The organism is Segatella copri (assembly GCF_009495355.1).
In the GTDB taxonomy this organism is placed as follows: Bacteria; Bacteroidota; Bacteroidia; order Bacteroidales; family Bacteroidaceae; genus Prevotella.
On record NZ_VZAD01000009.1, the window covers coordinates 1 to 1,931 of the forward strand.

At 41.4% G+C, this 1,931-nt stretch carries 1 protein-coding gene; it reads right to left on the bottom strand.

Translation table 11 applies throughout. The annotated features are described in order from the left end of the window. Window positions 1-204 precede the first annotated feature (204 nt). Window positions 205-1,761, bottom strand: a complete 1,557-nt coding sequence (locus tag F7D20_RS00775; protein WP_158462371.1) for an IS1182 family transposase — start codon at window positions 1,759-1,761, stop codon at window positions 205-207. Window positions 1,762-1,931 lie beyond the last annotated feature (170 nt).

A 1,931-nucleotide genomic window follows, 5' to 3' on the forward strand; every position in this document is an offset into this window, starting at 1 on the left:
ATGAGGGTGTGTCATAAGTCTGTGACGCACCCTTTTTTTGTGTTTTTCTGTATATTTTAGTTGAATCGTAGCCTTTCTTCACAAGGGTAATCTTATTATATTGTATAGAAACTTTACTTTTCTTGTTTTATCGATAACAAAACAGCCCCAAAGCTCACAAAAGGGCATAATTGTCCCATACGGTAAAACTACCCAAATTGAGTTTTATCGTTTTATCCCCAAATGTTTCTTCAAATTGAATCCTATACCGAACAACCCTATGTCCATGTAAACCTTGTCCTTTCCGAAATGCCTGAATCGCTTGTAATGCATGTCTTCCTTCATCTGTCCAAACGCAGCTTCTGGCTCTATCGGTCTCTGACTCCTGTGCTTCATACCTTCCTCTGACGTCAACAGCAAAAATGCTTCCTTTTTATATGCATTCAACTTATGGTTTACATATATGGTTCTGTTACCCTTGGCTTTCTTGCAAAGACTCCCAAGTGGACAGCCTTCACATCGCTGCGCTCTATATAATGTAATGACAGACACATAGTCAGAGCCGCTTTTCGTTTGCCGTTGTCCGCAAGGATTCATGTGTTGTCCCATGGGACAGACGTAATAGTCTTCGTCTCTATTATAGTAGAAATTTGCTTGGTTAAAGACATCTTCCTTGAAAGGTTTATGCTGTTCTTTGTGAAACCAGTTGTACTTTACATATCCCACCATCTCTTCCATCTCCATGTACTCATAGTTCTCCTCTGATCCGTATCCTGAGTCTGCGGTGACGCACTTGGATTGCTTTCCATGTCTTTTCTTGTACTTATCCAAAAATGGTTTGAAGGTCAGGGTGTCCGTTGGATTGTGATAAAGGGCAAAATTCGTCCAGTATTGATTCTCTGTCGCTATTTGAAGGTTATAGGCAGGCTTTGTCTGCCCATTGTTCATGGCATCTTCCTTGAGGCGCATGAAGGTCGCATCAGGATCAGTCTTGGAGTAACTGTTTCTCTCGCCCAGTATATCCAGTGATTTTTCATACTCGCGCAGTTTGTCCGAGGCTTTGAACAAGTGATCTATCTGAGTATTTAGCTTTTGCTTCTCTCTTCCTGTAAGCTTTGCCTTAGGAAGGTTCTTCACTTGCCTCTCACACAAACGTGCACTTCTCTCTACATCCTTGGCGGAAGTGGCTGGCTCGCTGTCTTCTTCCCTAATGTCACTCCCGCCATTCAGGCGAATTTGTTCTTTTATCTGATCCAATGCAGCAGAGGTCTTTTCCAAGAGCTTAGCCCTGTTTTTTTCCACGGTCTTCTTCCATACAAACGTGTACTTGTTTGCTTTCGACTCTATCTTAGTGCCATCAACATATTGTTCCTCCAGACTAATCACGCCCTTTTCAGCCAATATGGAGACGACTGCATCAAAATAGAAGTCGATGCACTTTATCATATGATTGGTTCTAAAGCGGTTGATGGTCGCGAAAGACAGTCGCTTGCCTCCACAAATCCACATATAGCGAACATCGTATTTAAGTGCGTCCGCTATGCCACGGCAGGAATAAACGCCATTGATATAGGCAAAAACAACTAAACTTAGAAGCATCTTCGGACTGTAAGGAGGAGCACCAATCCCATCATAGGTATCCATGAGAGGGTTGATGTCCATACTGCGAACAATACGATCCACCATACGAACTTTGCTGTCTTTTGGTACATATTCATCAAAAGAGTTAGGAAAAAAGCTCAATTCGTGCCGAGTTTCAGATTTTATTTGTATCTTTGCCATACTTTAAGAAGTTTTCTGCAAAGATACATATTTTTTTGCGGAAAGACAAAGCCCGAGCTTGTGAAAGTTTGGGCTTTGTTGTAAATAAAAATGAAATTTTCTTTTTTCGTGTTAGAGGAAAGATGAAAAAATAAAAAAGGGTGCGTCACAGACTTATGACACACCCTCAT

Bases quoted from the DNA above. Each gene is read 5' to 3' on its own strand.
- F7D20_RS00775 (WP_158462371.1), bottom strand. From the start codon at position 1,761: ATGGCAAAGATACAAATAAAATCTGAAACTCGGCACGAATTGAGCTTT.